Consider the following 17,782-nt stretch of genomic DNA (forward strand, 5'->3'; position numbering starts at 1 on the left):
AGGAAGACTGTACATGGATCTCGCTTTTTATTATTTCTTAATCCTCGGATTTTTCATTGGAATCATCTCCGGCTTTTTCGGAATCGGTGGCGGTATCATCTTGACGCCCCTACTACTCATTTTAGGATATGCTCCAAGCGTTGCGATCGCGACCAGTCTCATGTTGACTCTCGGATCAACGGTTTCAGGTACGATCTCTCACTTACGTCTTAAAAATGTCGTCTGGCGCGATAGTCTTGTCGTCGGGGGCGTTGGAATCATCGGTTCGACGATCGCGACACCACTCGTCCTTCGTTTAGAGGAAGTCAACGGTGCCCATCTCGTCATCTCAATCGTTTATATCGGACTCTTACTCTACTTCGCGAATAAGTTCTTACGTCCGAAAGCGACGACCGGTGAACAGACGGGTTGGAAAAATCGATATCTTGCTCTTGCCTTCACTGGTCTGTTCGCTGGATTCATCTCTTCGCTTCTCGGTGTCAGCGGTGGATTCATCATCACACCGTTACTCGTCGGGATCGTTGGCTATGAGTTGAAACGTGCAGTCGGAACGAGTATTGCTTCTGCGTTACTGATCGTCCTATCGGGTCTCGTCAACTATACGGTCGCGAGCACGAATATCGATATCCTCGTCGGGATCATGCTGATTGTCGGCGCCTTGCTCGGAGCACCGATTGGCGCGAAGCAGTTGACGCATTTCGAAAGTCCGTTCGTCAAAAAGTACCTCGGTATCTTCTATTTGACGGTTGCGGTCAGTGTGTTACTCGAGATCATCGGCTGGAACGTCGCTTCACTCTCCGTTCTCGTTGCGCTTAGTTTGATTTTCTTACTGACACTCCTCATCTACAGCCGTCGTCGAACGAATGGATGAATCGTCTCATCAGAAAAGCGGTGATGCCCCTATCAGGCATCACCGCTTTTTTCCGTTAAGCCACTCGTTTGTGACCGGCTCGTTCATAGTCTCTCGTTTGTTCAATGACTAAGTGCGACAAGAACAACATTCCAACCAAGTTCGGAATCATCATCAGCCCGTTCGCGATATCTGCGACAAGCCACAACGGTTCTAATTGCGCGACCGCACCATAACAGGCTGCGAGCGCAAAGAAAACACGATATCCTTCGTTGAAACGTGTCGTGCCGCTCAAGTACTCCAAGCACTTCTCTCCATAGACATACCAACCGATGATCGTTGAATAACCGAAGAAGAAGACGGAGAAGGCGACAGTCCATTCTCCAAATGATCCAAGGACACTCGCAAAGGCGGTTGCTGTCAGTGCTGCCCCGGAAAGATTCGCATCATGCGTCATACCTGAATGTAGCCCGCCTGACGGATCCCAAAAGCCTGTCGTCAGAAGGACGAGTGCCGTCATCGTACAAACGATCAAGGTCACGATGAAGGTACTCGTCATCGAAATCAATCCCTGTTCGACCGGACGCTCACTTTTCGCAGATCCGGCAATCAAGGCTGCTGTCCCAAGTCCTGCTTCGTTCGTGAAAATACCACGTGCTACACCGACTTGCATCGCCATCATGATCGATACACCGGTGAAGGCTCCTGCAGGCGCAAGCGGCTGGAAGGCGTACTCAAAGATTAAACCAAAGGCTGGTAGAATCTGATCCGCCTTCAATATTAAAAGGACACAAGCGGCACCGATATAAAGTAAGCTCATGATCGGAACAAAGATCGTCGAGATCGCACTGACGCGTTCAAGTCCACCACGAATCGATACATAGACCGCAATCGCGAGCAGAATGCCGAACAATAGCAGCGGCACACGGAACGATTGCTCAAGCACCGTTGCCATCGCATTCGCTTGCACCGTGTTCCCGACACCAAACGATGCGATTAAACCAAATACCGCAAACAGGATGGCGAGTAGTTTAAATTTAGGTCCTAGTCCCTTCTCGATATAATACATCGGTCCACTGACGGCTTCGCCGCGTTCGTTTCGACTTCTAAAGAGAATGGCAAGGAGGCTTTCTGCATATTTCGTCGCCATTCCAATTAAACCGATGACCCACATCCAAAAAACTGCGCCCGGTCCGCCCATCGTCAAGGCGACTGCGATCCCTGCGATGTTTCCGTTTCCGATCGTCGCTGCGAGGGACGTCATCAACATCTGAAAGCTACTGATTTCACCTTCACCTTGCCCTGATTTTTGAACAGATAATTGAAACGCTTGTTTTAAACGTCGAAACTGAAGACCACGTAAGCGGATCGTAAAGTATACTCCTGTTCCTACCAACAACATCATACTCGGAATCCCCCAGACCCAAGCCGATATCAGACGTAATACTTCCATGCCATTTCATCCTCTCTGTCTTTTCCGAGGCTTACCGTAGCATGTAGTTGTGTTTTCTTACAATACAAAAGAATACTTTTTGTGATTTTACACAATAGAAGATATACTAAAACTATCGAGCGAAAGAGAAAGAAGGGAAATCCCATGTTAGAAGCTTCATATCATTCTTTAGACGACTTAGCGGAAGCGATCGGTATTGCCTTGAATGCCCCGATTACGATTGAAGATCGCAATCACCGCCTTCTTGCGTATAGTACGCATACGGCTGATACAGACCCTGCCCGTGTCGCAACGATCATTGGTCGCCGGGTACCGGAATCGGTCATCGACCAACTCTGGAAAGATGAAGTCATCCAGAGCCTTGCTACACAAGATGATCCACTCATTATTTCCGCACGCACGGATGTCGGATTGAACGATCGTGTCGCCATTGCAATCAAGCAAGATTCAGAAATTCTCGGCTATATTTGGTCGATTGCTCGAAGCACTCCTTTTACTCCATCGGAACTAGCGGATTTAAAGAAAGGAGCATTGCTTGCCCAACGTCAGTTACTGGCGATCGACATGCAGAAAAAACGGAAGGAAGAGCAAACGGAACAGTTTTTCTTCGAGTTATTACATGAAGAATTATCCGAGTCGGAGATTCTGAAGATGTTCTCTAAGCTCCATGTCGCACCACCCGGTATTAGCCGTTTGACGGTCATTCGTTTTTCGGAAGCAATCACACCACGACTTGCGGATCGCCTGCGCTATTTATTGACGATTCAGCAGACAGTTCGTCCGTTACTTTACGCGTATGATGAAACAGATTTCATCTTGTGGATCAGCACAAACGACCGCGACGCAGAACAAGAGCGTCTGCAGTTCGACGCCTTCATCCAATCATTTCGACAATTGCTCGCGGAGCGGTTCGATTATACGGACTTCGTCGCAGCAAGTAGTGAAGTCTTCACGGGCGTCCAAGCGATTCCGGAGCGCTATGAAGAAGCTGGCATCGTCTTACGTTTAAAGGACGCCTTTCCATTTGAGCTGAAGAACGTCACTCGTTACGAACGCCTCGGCTTATTCCAGCTCTTACCGATTTTCTCGGAGCGTCTGCGACGGCGGACGGTTCGCTTGGAAGAAATCGAACGTCTGCGTGCTTACGATGTGAAACATGCCTCCTCCTTATGTGAGACGCTAGAGTGGTTTCTTCATTATGATGGGAACGTCAAACAAGTCGCTTCCCATCTCCATGTTCATCCGAATACGATCCTTTATCGGATGCGACGGATCGAGGAGGAAGCGGGCATTCGAATGGAATCTTTACCTGAACGCTCCTTACTTTATTTGTACCTAAAAGCAGACCGATATCCTTTGTGATTTTACACAAAGGATATCGGTTATTTTTGAAAACGCCGATAAAGTAGAACGCTTTCATTTCTCGTATACTGAAGAAGAAGAGAAATTGATTTGTTTATTTGCGAAAGGGGATCGCGTTCACATGATCATTGGAGTATTAAAGGAAATCAAAAACAACGAAAACCGTGTTGCATTAACACCTGCCGGGGTAGCAGCGTTACATGCACAAGGACATCGTGTCATCATTGAATCGATGGCAGGTATGGGGAGTGGCTTCACGAACGAAGAGTACGTCAAAGCCGGTGCTGAAATCATCGCGACTGCTGCTGAAGTCTGGGCAACAGCCGAACTTGCTTTGAAAGTCAAAGAGCCGATCGCTTCAGAGTACCAATACTTCCGTCCAGATTTGACATTGTTCACGTATCTTCACCTAGCGGCTGAGCCAGAATTGACACGTGCGCTTGTTGATTCGAACATCACAGCAATCGCTTATGAAACGGTTGAAAAGAACCGCACCCTTCCATTGTTAACACCAATGAGTGAAGTCGCAGGACGCATGGCATCACAAATCGGTGCACAGTTCTTAGAAAAACCACACGGTGGTATGGGCATCCTGCTTGCAGGTGTTCCTGGGGTTCGTCGTGGAAAAGTCACAGTCATCGGCGGCGGTGTCGTCGGAACGAATGCTGCGAAACTCGCGGTTGGTCTTGGTGCGGATGTCACGATCATCGATGTCAGCCCAGAACGCCTTCGTCAGCTCGATGATATCTTCGGTAACTCGATCAACACGTTGATCTCAAACCCGTACACGATTGCTGAAGCGGTCGCTGAGAGTGATCTTGTCATCGGTGCTGTCTTGATTCCAGGTGCAAAAGCACCGAAACTCGTCACTGCCGACATGGTCAAACGCATGAAGCCGGGCGCTGTCATCGTTGACGTTGCCATCGACCAAGGTGGTATCTTCGAAACGGTCGATCGTATCTCGACGCATGATGACCCAACATATGAAAAATTCGGTGTCGTTCATTACGCAGTCGCGAACATGCCAGGTGCTGTTCCACGTACGTCTACACTAGCATTGACGAACGCAACGCTTCCGTATGTCCTTGAGCTCGCGAACAAAGGCACACACCGTGCGCTTGCTGAAAACGATGCTCTTGAAAAAGGATTGAACGTCGCGCAAGGATTCGTCACGTACGAAGCAGTCGCACGCGATCTCGGATACACGTACAAATCCGTTGAAGATGTGCTTCACCTACACGCATGATCTTGAAAGTAGAAATAGTTGATGATTCCTTTTCGAGGAACCATCGACTATTTTTTATGAAAAGAAGGAATCCCAGGCGAATCTCTTCATTACTTCTTGAGGCACCACCCGGCTTGTCATATGATGAGAAACGAAGACTTATGATTTTGAACTAGTAGAGGGGATCTCATTACATGACACAAACCATAACCGCCCATTCTCATGAACTCCAGAGCCACGTCGCTGAAGTGGCGTTACTCGAAGCACTGACATCCGATACAGAAGAAAGCGTACGTATTGTCGCAACCGAGCGCTTACGTGTTCTTGTCCCATCTCATCCATTGCTCAACATTGCTACAGCCCATTCCCTTTATTTCAAGAACGAACACACTCAAGCGCGCCGGCTGATCGAAGAGACACATCAGCAACTCGGCGAGCATGTGCAAGGATACATACTCCTCGGTATCATCAGTGAAGAGGAAGGGTATATGCACGAAGCAGAACAGTTTTTCCTATCGGCCATCACACGCTTTCCTGAAGAGCCAGCAGGACATCGTTTCCTTGCCGTCCATTACAATCATCGTCAATTTTATGGGGAATCAGCCGTCCATGCGTTTACATATTTAAAGAAGGTTGGCGCATCTGGAATCGATACGCTGATGGCCATTGATTCCATCCAACAATTAGACGGTCATTCGATCGACATGTTGGAAGCACTCTATGCATTAATCCTTGGCGTATCTCATCTCGACAAAACCACCGTCTTTCATGCGACAGCTTCTGTCAATCAAAGCATTCAATATGAGAAGCTGCATGCTACATTGCGCGAAGACAGCGAGGAGACCCTCTACGCTAAGCTCGACGAATGCCTTTCCAACATGCTCGAGCATGGCTTGTTCGCAGCTGTTTACGACGATTCCGAAGAAAAGATCTATCGCCATGTCTTTCAGGATATGTGTCGGGATATGACCATCCGTCATGCAGGTTGGCGTGCGTACCCGGACTATATTCGATTACGCTTTCTCTATTTCAAACAATTGTTGTTACGCGACTGAAAGTCAAAAAGCAAACGCGACGAGTGCCGCGATCGTCCATGGCAAGATCAAGTTGTCGAGATCGCGATATGAGATGGCTTCGATCAAGGCTGCGATGTTCGCAAGCAAGAAGCCATAACTGACAGCGAGCCAAATCGGTTGTCCATAAAACAAGAACGTCACGGTCAACACGAGGAATGACGCCAAAAATAGGGCGATACTTCCTTCAAAGGATCGTTTCGTCTCACCACGGACGTAAAACGTCTTTCCGTAGCGTTTTCCGACGAGAGCAGCGAGACCGTCGCCCCAAGCAAGCACCATGCTTCCCGCAACGAGCGCCATCGGCTGTCGCTCGAAGAAGAACAAGACGAGTCCCGCTAGAGCGAGTGGATAATAGACCGTTCCGTAAGAAGGACGATCGACATCGTGCATCTGACCGATTCCTTTTCGTAGTGTCACTAGATTCACGACAGCAAAGAATAACAACGGTACGATCGCAACGTACCAGTGATCCAGCCAGAGCAGCGCAAGAAATACCCAGTGACCGACAGCAATATGAATCCATTTCCGAACCGTCTCGGGAGAAAAGTCGAAACGGCGTCCAATGACTTCCAGGATGACGAGAACTAGCCCGACGATTCCAATCGTGCCAAGAGCAGCTATCCATTCCATCGTCATTCCCCCCTTTCTTTTCTATTATTGTACGTTGTTTCAGTTGCCATTTGCCCTATTGAACCTTCATTTGATAACATAAGGTCAAATGACGTCCTAGAGAGGAAGTTTTGGAAATGTATGATGCTCAAGCAGTCCAAACATTATCAAGTTGTCTGCAACGCTTGAACGAAGGAAAAGGAATCGAACCCCTCGTCGCAACGGAAGGTACAGAATTACCGAAGGTCATCAATCGCTTGAAGCAATTCGATCCATTAAAAAATGGTCTATCCATCAATGAAATCGTTCATTTGGCAAATGCCCTGATCGGCGAACATATGTCAGCGACGACGATCCAGAACTGGACGAAACGTGAAGTCCGGGACATCATCGGCGTACCGCATCGCGGAAAGAAGTACTCGATCAATCAGGCTTCGATCATCTATCTACTGGATGATTTAAAACACCTCTTCTCGTTAGAAGAAACACGAGAACTGCTGACGATCGTCTTCAAGAATCCGAATATTGATGAGGATGATTTAATCAGTCCGCTTAATTTTTATCTCGTCTACACGCAACACGCGGAGACAAGTGGTCCGATCGAATTGACGGAGAAGCGTCTCAGACGCTCGCTCGAGCGCATTAACGCTTATCGCCCTGAAACTGTCCACGTTCTCCAACTGTGTCTCTATGCCCGTCGTGTATCGCATTTAACGCACGAAGCGAAACAACGTCTCCATCATGTTCTGCAAACGACATGATGAAAAAAAGATGCCATCCATGTCATGGAAGGCATCTTTTTTTTATTTAGACGGCTGTCAGTGATTTATAGTGGACGTTGTTCGTCAGACTTTTCAAGACAGAGAGTAGTTCGTACATCGAGAGTTTGTCAGCATCCTTGACGAGACGGTACTCATCACCGTCTTGCAACAATTCAGCAACGACTTCTCCAGCTGCACTCCGTACGGAGAATTTTCCTTTTGTCAGGTCGAAGGAAATCGTGAATGTACCACGCTCATACACGTTGTACTCACATTTCTTCGAGAAGAGCGAAAACTTCTCACGCATTTGACCTACCTCTTGTCCATCATGGTTCATCACGACCCACTTCTTACACGTCGGAATGAACTTACCAAACGCTACCCCTCTACCTTCACCATTCATTACTTGAACACGACCATTCTCGTCGTGTTGAACCGCACCGATCATTTGGTGCGCTTCATCATAAATCGCGGCATGACCTTGCGAAAAAACGCAACCCTGCACATAGACAACTTTGCGCAACAGAAATTCTCCTCTCACTGCTAAAACGTGCTGGTTTTTCGTCCCCAGTTTATTTAGACATCCTGTATAGTTTAACTTTCTTTATCTGTATGATATTTCGTTAACGAAAATGATTATTGCACCGTTTCTCCAAATTGACAACCCCCTTTTGTCGACAATCATTCGACATGTTCAATGCAGGTTCATCTCCTTTGCAAATGCGAGCAATTCTTCCCGATCAATGAGGCGAACCTGATTTGGTTCCGCTAGCTGATATGCAGCTTCCGTAAAGGTCGAATTCGTAACGACCCACCCCTCGTCCATCCCATAGAATGGAACCGAGGCAGCGACCTGTTGAACCGCTTCGAGCCCTACAGCCGCACTATATCGCTTTGCCTGGATGGCAATCTTATACCCTCGTTCATCCTCTATCAACAAATCTGCTCCGAAGTCGCGTGAAGCAGGTGTCAACTCGACTCGATATCCTGCTGTTTCAAATAAATCGGCAAGCCATTCTTCAAATTCTCGTCCTTCCATTCGATCGAGTCGTTTTTCAAGCGACGGCGTTAAAATGGACAAAAGAAGAAAAAGGATACACCCTACTATACTGATGATTAAGATTAAAGGTTCCCAAGAACTCGAAAAAAAATAAGTTCCGAAAATTCCTATCATTGCAAACAAAGCTGCTAGTAACAATCGTTTTCGTTTCAATCGTTTCATCGTGCTTTTCTCCTCTACTTCGTCGTGACCTTTTTTTCACTATACTAAAATTCTTCGTCGGTTGCTTCCTTCAACAGGAAACACGCCTCATCTTGCAGAAGTAAGCTGAGGAAAGACTGTCTTAAAATCCATGGTCGAAGACCAGTCAGGAGGTAGCTCATGGCAGAACATTCATCCCCTTCATCGATACGAATCATTCACGCGACGATACGTGCTATGAAAGACCCCGTTCTTCTAGTCGATGCAAATGGAAAGATTCAATTTCATAATGACGCGTTTCAACACCAGTTCATGAACGCTCCGAATATCGAAACCATTCAGGAGCTGTTTCCCATCACGGATGATTTCTTTCCATTACAGAAGGAAGCCGTCATTTCAACGACATATCAATTAACAGTCACAGCGATTGAAGCGACGGACTATTTTCTTGTCCATGTCGCTCCCCTGAAAATCGAGGACTTATTCAATTCAACACTAGATACTGCTCTATTCATCACCGACTCGGAGTTTCGGATTCAAACTTGTAACGAGGTGGCAAGCACCTTATTTCGTTTCGAGCATGCCGAAGACATCATGGGTCTCCAAGCGACGGTTCTACATGATGCGAAGGAAATCACTACCCGCCGTCAACATCTCGAACAATTGAACTTAAAAGACTTATCGGACGCGCAACTTTTTTTATTGCATGGACGGGAAGCCGAAAATGAATGGACCTATCATCGTTTGGATGGCTCAACGTTCCATGGGCGTCTTTATATGACACGGTTACCAAACGATACGTACTTCCTGCTCATTCAGGACATCACACCGCAAAAACAAATCGAATGGCATCTGACGAAAAGCGAACGCCGCTTCCGACTCTTCTCGGAATCCGTCGTTGAAGCCGTCATCTTTCATGACCACGGAATCATCATCGATGCCAATCGCGCAGCAGAAGTCATTTTCCGGACGAAACTCGAGAAAATGAAAGGCAAGACGACGCTTGAATTGATTCATCCGGATCATCACGCGCGTGTCTTGCAACGCATCGAGGAGCATCGAGAAGAACCATACGAAGTTCTCGGTCAACGTGCCGACGGAACCTCTGTCGAAATCGAAGTCTTCCCGCGTGAAATCATCTACAACAATATCCGGATGCGTGTCGCCGTCGTTCGTGATATTACCGAACGAAAAAAGATTGAGAAAATGCTTGAACGCGAAAAAAATGCCATCATGCGTCAGCGTGATATCACACAATCGATTCTTCAAGCATCCAATGAAGGTTTCCTACTGACAGAAGAGGATGGAAGTTTCATCTTCATGAACGTCAAAGCACGCAAATTACTCGATGTCCCAGGCATTGCACCAAGTAAGATTCAAGAACGAATCAGTCTGATTCCGAATCTCGATTTGAACACTCGATTCGATATGCTCCGACAAGTAGAAGAATTACTCGCCGGAAAACATTCTGAACTATCGTTTCGTTTCACGTTACAGCGACCAAATGAGTCCAGTCCACTTTATTTCGAATTTTATGCGACTGCGATCAAAAAGGAGAAGAGCCGCATTTCTCGTCATGGCTTCCTATTTGTTTTCCGTGACCGGACAGAGGAAGCGAAGATGGATCAAGTAAAAGACGAACTCGTCAGTACAGTATCGCATGAGTTGCGCACGCCACTGTCCTCCATTCTTGGCTATATGGAATTACTACGATATAAAAAACAATCGGCTGATCGAATCGAACGGTATGTTGAGATCGTCCACGAAGAGACGAAACGATTGACGACGCTATTAAATGAGTTTTTAGACATTCAGCGTCTAGAAGGTGGAAAACAGGAGTATACCTTCACGTCGTTCTCGTTACGCGATCTTCTCGCATCAACCGTCGATGCCTATGGTGAGACCGTCGAGACGCATCGAATTGATCTAGAACTACCAGAGGATCCTGTTCTGATTTTTGCGGACGAGCACAAAATCAAGCAGGTGATCTTGAACTTGCTTTCGAACGCCATTAAGTATTCTCCACAGGCGGATCATATTCGAGTCATTCTTTCAGCCAATCCGGAACAAGCAACATTCTCTGTGACAGATCATGGACTCGGCATTCCACAAAATGCTTTTGAAAAGCTCTTTACGAAATTTTACCGGGTCGATAACTCAGACATCCGGAAAATCGGCGGAACCGGACTCGGACTTGCCATCTGTAAGGAAATCATCGAATCACACGGAGGTGCGATTTCCGTTGAATCAGAAATCAATGATGGTTCGACGTTCACCGTTGTACTCGAACGTGATCCAAGAAAGGAATGGAATTGATGCGGACCTACTTCATGACGGGTTTCCCCGGTTTTTTAGCGACCAAACTGATCGAACAACTGGCACGTGTACCGGATCAAATCGCTTGTTTTCATTTGCTTCATTTACCGTCAGAGCGAAACGCAGCTGTTAAGCGACGCCAGGATCTTCTAGAACGTACATCCTTACGATCGGAGCAACTTGTATTGCACGAAGGCGATATCACGGTCGAACAGCTTGCTTTATCATCAGAGGCGCGGATGATGTTGCAACAAGACGTCACACACATCTTTCATCTCGCGGCGCTATATGATTTAGCAACAGCATATGAACCCGCCTTTCGGATCAATGTGATCGGTACCGCGAACGTGACACAGTTTGCTCATACGTGTCGAACCTTAGAGCGTTACATCTACTTCAGTACAGCGTATGTCTCGGGTCTTCGTTCTGGAATGGTTCTAGAAGATGAGTTACAAGCAAGTACCTTTAAAAATGCTTATGAAGAAACGAAATATTTAGCAGAGGTACGTTTCCGTAAAGAAATCGGAACGATCCCCTATACGATCATCCGTCCTGGGATCGTCGTCGGTCATTCCGAAACGGGCGAAACACCGAAATGGGATGGGGTGTATTTCGTTCTGAACGCGATGCGTCTCCTGCAATCCTTCGCCCCTCTTCCGTACCCAGGTCGAGCAAACGCACTCGTCAATCTCGTGCCCTATGATTACGTCATTGAAGCGACCGCTTATCTCAGTCATGCACCGGTCGGAAGAAATAAGACCTATCATCTGACGGATCCATTCCCACATGGCGCACGTGCGATTTTTGAGATGTTACACGTCGCCTATTATGGACGTTATCCGCGCGGAATCGTTCCGTTTCGACTCGTTAGCACGGCATTGACTCCAGCTGTCGCGAAACGACTTCAGATGCAACGGCAGACACTTGACTACTTCATTCATCCCGTTCAATATGACACGACACATGCCTTACGTGACTTACGGGACACTGGTATTATTTGTCCAGACCTTGCAGAAACGATGCCTCGACTCGTCCAGTATTACCAAACACACGCAACACACTAAAAAAGTCCAATCGTTCTTCCACAAGGGAAGTCGATTGGACTTTTTTATCGGTTATCCGATCAACATATTCTCTTTTGGATAACGAATCGTCCGGTCTCGCTGCGTCGCGAACGTGAACAGAATCGTTAAGGAGCCGACACGTCCGAGTAACATCATGAACATGATTAAAAACTTACCAAAGCTATTGAGCTCAGCTGTTACGTTCAAAGAAAGACCGACTGTTCCAAATGCCGAGACCGTCTCAAAGAATAAACCAATAAAGGAAATGTTCGGCTGGGTCAACGCCAGGAACGTCGTGATCAAAGCAATGAACAGTAAACTGAAGACAGCAATCGCATATGCCTTTTGAATCGCTTGCGTCTGAACAGTCCGTCGCATCAGAACCGTTTCACGCTGTCCGCGTATATACGTCCAGACATTCTTCAAGATGACCGCTGCCGTCGTGACCTTGATTCCGGAACCTGTTGATGCGGAACCTGCCCCGATGTACATCAAAACCATCATCAAACCGATCGAGAGCGGCACCATCGTCGTTAAATCGATCGTCTGGAAACCAGCCGTTCGTGTCGTGACGACTTGAAAGAACACGATATGGAGCGCACTGAAGAACGATTCGTCTTTTAATGAACCCAAGTTCGAAACCCACTCGTAGAGCATCATTGCTAAAACACCTAGTCCATTGATGACGAGTAGTGATAGCACCATCAATTTAGAATGGAGCGAAATTTTCTTGAAGTTTCGTTTACCAGCGATATCCGCGATGACCGTAAAACCAAGACCACCAATCATCAAGAGCGCTGCAATCGTCAGAATGAATGTCGTATCTTGTTGGAAACCGATTAGATTATCACCCCAAAGTGCGAAGCCCGCATTGTTGAAGGCAGATACGGCGTGGAACAAACCGTAATAGAGTGCTTTTCCGAAGCTGTATTTGTATTGAATGAACAAATCAAGCGCAATCAAAAACATGCCGACGATCTCAACGAGGACCGTCGTGACGATGATATTACGAACGAGACGAATCGTTCCGCCTGGACTATCGAGATTAAACATCTCTTGGATAATGATCCGCTGACGAATCCCGATTTTTCGTCCCGTGACGCTAAGTAAGACGAGCGCGATTGTCATGAATCCAAGTCCACCGACCTGAATTAAGAGCATCATGATGATTTGACCGAGTAAATTATAGGATTCGGCAATATTAATCGGTGACAGTCCTGTGACGGTTCCTGCCGATGTCGCAACGAATAGGCAATCGATGAATGATACATCTTGCCCCTCTTGTTGTGAAATCGGAAGCCACAATAAAAAACCACCCAGTAAAATCGTCAATGTAAAGCCCGTTGCGATGAAACGTGCCGGTTTATCGAATAGCTGATGATACATCAATTCACCTAAACGCCCGAAGCGTGCGAGTCGTGAACGTCTTTTATGCGAGAACATCTTACTCCCCCTAGATTGTTTTCAGACAGAATTGTCTTTATCATACTCCCTCGAATTAAGAAGTTCTATCGAAATATGCAATCGACTAAACGTTTTCGCATTTTTTTGGTAAACTAGATAAAAGTGGACGTGTAATCATTAAAGGAGGTTGAGGGAAACAGTGGACCCTAAGACGGCTGATCATTCGATTGAGGATGTCTGGCGAAGGCTGGAACGACAATCACAATGGATGCCTGCGCAATTGTATTATCAATTCGAGGAACTCTTATCATTACATTTGGAGCAACCGATTCTAAATGAATTGTATCAAGTGTTAAAAAAATACGACGTACTGACCGATATAGAGCGTGACGAACGAAACGAAAGCATTCAAATGCTAATCGACGAAAACGGCGCTTGATTCTCGGTTTTTGGATTTCCGAGCAGAAGAAGTGTCTTCTGCTCTTTTATTTTTCGTTCCTATACGAATTACATACAGAAAGGTGGCACACATCAATCATGGATATCGTGTCGATCATCGGGATCATTCTTGGTCTCATCACACTAGTCGGAGGTATGATCTTAAAAGGTGCGCCTCCAGTCGCTCTACTCAACCCTGCAGCCCTTGTCATCATCTTCGTCGGAACGGCAGCTGCCATCATGATCTCCTTCCCGAAGGAACGATTGAAAGTCTTACCTGCCTTGTTTAAAGTCATCTTATTCGAACAAAAGCTGATGACGAAGCAGGTGTTGCTCGGACAATTTTTGACACTCTCGACGCAAGCACGTAAAGAAGGTCTATTATCTCTCGAGTCAGCACTTGAAGAAGTCGATAATGCCTTCATGAAGCGTGGCGTCATGATGGTCATCGATGGGCAGCCATCCGAATATGTCGAGGACGTCATGACACGTGACCTCGAAAACATGACGGAACGCCATCATGCCAATGCGAACATTTTCACGCAAGCTGGAACCTATGCTCCGACCCTTGGGGTTCTCGGTGCCGTTGTCGGTCTTGTTGCCGCCCTATCCGATTTATCGGATATCGAAAAATTAGGTCACGCGATTTCAGGTGCCTTCATCGCGACGTTATTCGGGATTTTCACCGGATATGTCCTGTGGTTCCCGTTCGCAACAAAGCTGAAGCAAAAATCAGCAAGCGAGATTCAGTTATATGAAATGATGATTGAAGGGATTCTCTCGATTCAAAACGGTGAATCCCCGAAGAACTTAGAAGATAAGCTACTCGTGTACTTGACACCGAAGGAGCGTGCGAACTATGAAGCGGAAAAAGAAGCCGCATGATGAACATATCTCCGAAGGCTGGTTAATTCCGTACGCCGACTTATTGACCTTGCTTTTGGCCCTCTTCATCGTTCTGTTTGCTTCGAGTAATGTCGATGCTGTGAAACTAAAAGCAATGTCCCAGTCGTTTAGCTCCGTCTTCAACGGTGGCTCAGGGATGATCACGAACAGTTCGCTCTCCACTCAAGAAGAAGAGGATTCAAAAAAACTCGATGCCCGGACGAAGGCACAAAGCTATGAAATCGCAGAACTCGAAAAAATCAAAGAAGAAGCCAATCAATACATCAAAAATGAAAAACTTGAAAAAGACATCAAGGTTGAAATCACGAATGAAGGACTCGTCTTTACGATTCGCGACCGCGCACTGTTCTCACCAGCTCAAGCAGAAGTAAGAGGACGCTCGCTTCAAATCGCAGAGGGGATGAGCGCACTGCTCGTCAAGGCAGGACAACGTCAGATTCAAGTCTCTGGCCATACAGACAACATTCCAATCAATACAGCACAGTATCCATCAAACTGGGAACTGAGTGCTGATCGGGCGATCAGTTTCATGCGCGCCTTACAACGGAACCCAAAGCTTGAACCAAAACGCTTCACCGTCAGTGGTTACGGAGAATTCCAACCGATTGCGTCCAATCAAACAGAAACCGGTCGTAGCAAAAATCGTCGTGTCGAAGTTTTAATTCGACCATTGATCGACTTAAAAGCGAATGTACTCGATGAAACAAAAGTTAAGTCCTGATCATCAAAAAGACTCCTTCGTGGTAGACACGAAGGAGTCTTTTTTAATAATACGGACGAATCATGATATAGACGATGACGCCCGTTAAGCTGACGTATAACCAAAGCGGCATCGTAAAACGTGTCCACTTTTTATGCTTCTCGAAGTTTTGATTCACAGCGTGCGCGAGTGACATCAAGACGAGTGGAACGATGACTGCAGCTAGGATGATGTGCGTAATCAGGATAAAGAAATAGACAGGACGAACGAACCCTTCGCCTCCGAATTTCGTCGATTCACTGACAGCATGATACGTGACGTACGAAATTAAGAATAAAGTCGTCGTCGTCATCGCACCACCAATGAAGCGACGATGATTCACCCGATTGCCACGACGAATGGAAATCCAAGCACCGAGCAACAGCATGAAGGTAAAACTATTGAAGATGGCATTCAAAAAAGGAAGCAACGTCCAATCGAATCCTGAATCGACTTGGACAGGTGGCGCAAAGAATAAAAGCGCCACGAGCAAGTTGATGACAAGCGTCAACAGGATGACGAGCGGAACGAAATTCCGTTTAGTAGCAGGTTGTTGCATGAATCATTCTCCTTGTTTCCAGTCGAAATAACGTTTCAACCATTTTGGGATCGGACCAGCGAATAGACGTTCACGCCAGTAGACATCAGCAGCACGCTGAACCGCAGCACCACGAATTGGATATGGGTGGACAACACGCGACAATTGACCGACCTTATCTTTACGTGCCATCGCATAGACGACTTCTTGCATCCATTCACCGGCTTGTTCTCCGATTGCATGTGCTCCAATCAGTTTTCCACGCTTATCCGCGATGAGCTTGACGCGTCCTTCCGTCTGACCATTGATGACGAAACGATCGACTTCATCGAGACCGGTCTGATAGACCTTGATCTCACCATGTTTCTTGCGTGCCTCGTCTTCTGTCAATCCGAGATGGAACAATTCAGGTGTCGTGAATGTGACCCACGGAACCGCCCGATAATCCGGCTTCGTCCGTAGACCGAATAAAGCATTCGTGACGACCGTTTTTCCTTCCAGTCCTGCGACATGCGTAAATGGGAGCGAGTTGATCGTATCTCCGACCGCAAAGATGTGTCGCTGACTTGTTCGAAGTGAACTATCGACTTGGACGAATCCTTTCTCGACGTGTACGCCAGCTCGGTCGAGACGTAGTGCTTCGATGCGTGGCTTACGACCGACTGCGACAAGCACGGCATCCGTTTCGATGACACGTGATTCGCCGTTTGCTTCAACCGTCACTTCGATGCCCCCCGCCGACTTGCGGACGTGCGTGACCTTCGTATCGAGATGTAACGTCAATTCTTGTTCGAGCTGACGTTGAATGACTTCGACCATGTCGCGATCTTCTTTTCCGAGTAACGTCTTCATACCCTCGATGACCGTGACTTCTGTTCCAAGATGCGCATATGCTTGCGATAACTCAAGACCAATCGCTCCACCACCGATGACGAGCAGTCGCTCCGGACGCTCCGTTAATTCGAAGATCGTCTCGTTCGTTAAATAATCAATCGTATCGAGTCCATCAATCGGTGGAATGATGGGTTGAGATCCTGTCGAGATCGCAAACTTCTCACCTACGACAAGCTGTCCCGCCACTTCCACTTCATGAGCACTGAGGAATGTCGCTTCTCCGATATAGACATCGACGCCAAGGTCTTCGAACCGTTTCGTTCCATCGTGTGATTGAATGATGTTACGTGCTCGATCGACGCTTGCTTTCGTTTTCGAATAGACCGCGTCCCCGTTCAGCGTCACGTTGTATTTTTCAGCCGTTCGCTTCATGACATGAACATCGTGCGCGGCTTCGATCAACGCCTTTGAAGGAACGCAACCGTAGTGGAGACAATCTCCGCCAAGGTGCGTATGCCGTTCGATCAGGGCGACGTGCGCGCCGAGACTTGCTGCACCAGCAGCAATCGTCATTCCGGCTGCCCCACCACCAATGACAACTAATTGATAGGTCTTCATCGCAAGCCCTCCTCGTAACGACGTGTGATGTCTTCCATCCGTTTACGGTTGACGCCCCAGTCGGAGTATCCGACACGCGATGCCGAACGGAAATGAATCACTTGTGCGGCTTCATCGAAGTAAAATTCGACGTCATCCTTGAAGCGAAAGACTTTACTCGTGAAGATGGCATGGATGTATGCCCCTTCCTCCTTAACAACTTTGACGCGGTCGAGGCTTTGTAGGATACGTAAGAGTTGGAACTTCGAATCTGCAAGCGTTCCTTTGAACGGGAGCGGACGCATTTTCATATCCTGTAGATCGGTTTGAGTAGATACCGCGTTCGGTTTTCCAGAGAGCGGTTGAAGCGTACCATTTGAAACACCAAGTGCCATGACTGATTCCTCCG

General features: G+C 47.2%; 18 protein-coding genes. 10 read left to right on the forward strand and 8 right to left on the reverse strand.

Annotation, left to right across the window (positions count from 1 at the left end):
* Positions 1-13 precede the first annotated feature (13 nt).
* Positions 14-871, forward strand: coding sequence for a sulfite exporter TauE/SafE family protein (locus ASF99_RS14370; RefSeq protein WP_023469684.1), 858 nt, complete (start codon positions 14-16; stop codon positions 869-871).
* Positions 872-926: 55 nt separating this feature from the next.
* On the opposite strand, the gene ASF99_RS14375 is transcribed toward ASF99_RS14370, so the two are convergent.
* A complete protein-coding gene (locus tag ASF99_RS14375; protein ID WP_023469685.1) occupies positions 927-2,303 on the reverse strand; it encodes an alanine/glycine:cation symporter family protein in 1,377 nt (458 codons plus the stop codon).
* Between the two features lie 144 nt (positions 2,304-2,447).
* Here ASF99_RS14375 and ASF99_RS14380 point away from each other — a divergent pair, with 144 nt between their 5' ends.
* From ASF99_RS14380 to ASF99_RS14390, 3 genes are all read left to right on the forward strand, one after another.
* Entirely contained in the window at positions 2,448-3,665 is a 1,218-nt protein-coding gene (locus ASF99_RS14380; RefSeq protein ID WP_035395605.1) for a PucR family transcriptional regulator, read from the forward strand.
* A 121-nt stretch (positions 3,666-3,786) separates the two neighbouring features.
* Positions 3,787-4,911: an alanine dehydrogenase gene (gene ald / locus ASF99_RS14385; RefSeq protein WP_029342897.1), complete on the forward strand. Its 1,125-nt coding sequence runs from the start codon at positions 3,787-3,789 to the stop codon at positions 4,909-4,911.
* 173 nt (positions 4,912-5,084) lie between these two features.
* Positions 5,085-5,945: a tetratricopeptide repeat protein gene (locus ASF99_RS14390; protein WP_055969596.1), complete on the forward strand. Its 861-nt coding sequence runs from the start codon at positions 5,085-5,087 to the stop codon at positions 5,943-5,945.
* Positions 5,946-5,948: 3 nt separating this feature from the next.
* On the opposite strand, the gene ASF99_RS14395 is transcribed toward ASF99_RS14390, so the two are convergent.
* Positions 5,949-6,596, reverse strand: a complete 648-nt coding sequence (locus ASF99_RS14395) for a diacylglycerol/polyprenol kinase family protein (protein ID WP_055969599.1) — start codon at positions 6,594-6,596, stop codon at positions 5,949-5,951.
* A 116-nt stretch (positions 6,597-6,712) separates the two neighbouring features.
* Between ASF99_RS14395 and ASF99_RS14400 the strand changes: the two genes are divergently transcribed.
* A complete protein-coding gene (locus ASF99_RS14400; protein WP_023469690.1) occupies positions 6,713-7,336 on the forward strand; it encodes a DUF1836 domain-containing protein in 624 nt (207 codons plus the stop codon).
* A gap of 46 nt (positions 7,337-7,382) precedes the next feature.
* On the opposite strand, the gene ASF99_RS14405 is transcribed toward ASF99_RS14400, so the two are convergent.
* Complete coding sequence (locus tag ASF99_RS14405; RefSeq protein ID WP_023469691.1) at positions 7,383-7,859, reverse strand: hypothetical protein; 477 nt, start codon at positions 7,857-7,859, stop codon at positions 7,383-7,385.
* Between the two features lie 171 nt (positions 7,860-8,030).
* Complete coding sequence (locus ASF99_RS14410; RefSeq protein WP_023469692.1) at positions 8,031-8,558, reverse strand: restriction endonuclease; 528 nt, start codon at positions 8,556-8,558, stop codon at positions 8,031-8,033.
* A 159-nt stretch (positions 8,559-8,717) separates the two neighbouring features.
* Between ASF99_RS14410 and ASF99_RS14415 the strand changes: the two genes are divergently transcribed.
* Together ASF99_RS14415 and ASF99_RS14420 are read left to right on the forward strand one after the other, a co-directional pair.
* Positions 8,718-10,853, forward strand: a complete 2,136-nt coding sequence (locus ASF99_RS14415; protein ID WP_055969601.1) for an ATP-binding protein — start codon at positions 8,718-8,720, stop codon at positions 10,851-10,853.
* A complete protein-coding gene (locus ASF99_RS14420; protein ID WP_035395600.1) occupies positions 10,853-11,917 on the forward strand; it encodes an SDR family oxidoreductase in 1,065 nt (354 codons plus the stop codon). The genes ASF99_RS14415 and ASF99_RS14420 overlap by 1 nt, the downstream gene beginning before the upstream one ends.
* A 51-nt stretch (positions 11,918-11,968) precedes the next feature.
* On the opposite strand, the gene ASF99_RS14425 is transcribed toward ASF99_RS14420, so the two are convergent.
* The gene (locus ASF99_RS14425) at positions 11,969-13,360 is read right to left on the reverse strand and encodes a TrkH family potassium uptake protein (RefSeq protein ID WP_035395598.1); all 1,392 of its coding nucleotides are present in this window, start codon (positions 13,358-13,360) and stop codon (positions 11,969-11,971) included.
* Between the two features lie 160 nt (positions 13,361-13,520).
* On the opposite strand from ASF99_RS14425, the gene ASF99_RS14430 reads away from it, so the two are divergent.
* The 3 genes from ASF99_RS14430 to motB all read left to right on the forward strand — a co-directional run bounded on the left by ASF99_RS14430 (position 13,521) and on the right by motB (position 15,386).
* The gene (locus tag ASF99_RS14430; protein ID WP_023469697.1) at positions 13,521-13,760 is read left to right on the forward strand and encodes a hypothetical protein; all 240 of its coding nucleotides are present in this window, start codon (positions 13,521-13,523) and stop codon (positions 13,758-13,760) included.
* Between the two features lie 98 nt (positions 13,761-13,858).
* Entirely contained in the window at positions 13,859-14,644 is a 786-nt protein-coding gene (motA, locus tag ASF99_RS14435; protein WP_023469698.1) for a flagellar motor stator protein MotA, read from the forward strand.
* Positions 14,619-15,386 carry a flagellar motor protein MotB gene (motB, locus tag ASF99_RS14440; protein ID WP_055969603.1) on the forward strand — a complete coding sequence of 256 codons (768 nt, stop codon included), beginning with the start codon at positions 14,619-14,621 and terminating at the stop codon, positions 15,384-15,386. Before motA ends, motB begins: the two co-directional genes overlap by 26 nt.
* 43 nt (positions 15,387-15,429) lie before the next feature.
* Here the strand turns inward: motB and ASF99_RS14445 are convergent, their stop codons facing one another.
* From ASF99_RS14445 to ASF99_RS14455, 3 genes are read right to left on the reverse strand one after another with little or no spacing between them, the layout of a single operon-like run.
* Positions 15,430-15,963: a DUF420 domain-containing protein gene (locus ASF99_RS14445; protein WP_023469700.1), complete on the reverse strand. Its 534-nt coding sequence runs from the start codon at positions 15,961-15,963 to the stop codon at positions 15,430-15,432.
* 3 nt (positions 15,964-15,966) lie between these two features.
* On the reverse strand, positions 15,967-17,394 hold the full coding sequence (locus tag ASF99_RS14450) for a dihydrolipoyl dehydrogenase family protein (protein ID WP_023469701.1): 1,428 nt from the start codon (positions 17,392-17,394) through the stop codon (positions 15,967-15,969).
* Positions 17,391-17,768, reverse strand: a complete 378-nt coding sequence (locus tag ASF99_RS14455; protein WP_023469702.1) for a DUF1499 domain-containing protein — start codon at positions 17,766-17,768, stop codon at positions 17,391-17,393. Before ASF99_RS14455 ends, ASF99_RS14450 begins: the two co-directional genes overlap by 4 nt.
* Positions 17,769-17,782: the final 14 nt, after the last annotated feature.

It is taken from the genome of Exiguobacterium sp. Leaf187 (assembly GCF_001423925.1).
Lineage (GTDB): Bacteria > Bacillota > Bacilli > Exiguobacteriales > Exiguobacteriaceae > Exiguobacterium_A > Exiguobacterium_A indicum.